General features: G+C 66.9%; 1 protein-coding gene. It reads left to right on the top strand.

Annotated elements, in window-relative coordinates; translation table 11 throughout:
- Positions 1-46: 46 nt before the first annotated feature.
- Positions 47-855, top strand: a protein-coding gene (locus ACYF6T_RS44535) for an IS5 family transposase (RefSeq protein WP_461703702.1) whose coding sequence is annotated in 2 segments (ribosomal slippage) — positions 47-394 and positions 397-855 — 807 coding nt in all. Because the reading frame shifts where the segments join, the coding sequence is not laid out codon by codon here.
- Positions 856-867: the final 12 nt, after the last annotated feature.

Raw genomic sequence — 867 nt, 5'->3', positions numbered from 1 at the left:
CTTAGGCGCCGTTTCGTTTGGCGTGATCTTGCGGCAGTCTGGAGCGATGACTGTTGGACTCGTCGAGCGGATGGTGCCGGACGGCTTATGGGAGCTGTTCGAGCGTGTGGTGCCGCCGGCACCGGAACGCCCGCAGGGCGGTGGCCGACGCCGGCACGGGGACCGGGAGGTGCTGGCCGCCATCATCTTCGTGGCCACGTCGGGATGCACTTGGAACCAACTGCCGCCCGGCTTTGGGCCGTCGGGAGTGACGGCGTTTCGTCGTTTCACCGAGTGGTCCGAGGCAAGGGTGTGGGCCAAACTCCATCGCCTGGTCCTGGACGAGCTCGGCGCGCGCGGTGAGCTGGACTGGTCGCGGTGCGCCATCGACTCGGTCAGCGTCCGCGCCCTCAAAGGGGGCCGCTGACCGGACCGAATCCGACCGATCGAGGCAAGAGCGGATCGAAAATCCACCTCATCGTCGACCGCAACGGCCTGCCCCTGTCGATCGGCATCACCGCGGCGAACCTGCACGACAGCCAGGCTCTGATACCGCTGATGCGCGGCATCCCGCCGATTCGCTCCCGTTTTGGACCACGGCGCCGACGGCCAGCCAAACTGCACGCCGACAAGGGCTACGACTTCGACCACTTGCGCAGCTGGCTGCGGCGACGACAGATCGTGCCCCGCATCGCGCGTCGCGGGATCGAAGCCCCCGACCGACTGGGCCGGCACCGCTGGGTGGTCGAGCGAACGATGTCCTGGCTGAACGGATGCCGACGCCTGCATCGCCGCTACGAGCGCAAGCCCGAACACTTCCTCGCCTTCGTCGGCATCGCCAGCACCCTCATCTGCTACCGCCGCATCACCAAATGAAATGGCGTCTTA

Source organism: Streptomyces sp. 7R007 (assembly GCF_054850255.1).
The sequence above is the reverse complement of the archived record's forward strand: the minus strand, read 5'-3'. Positions and strand labels throughout refer to the sequence as shown.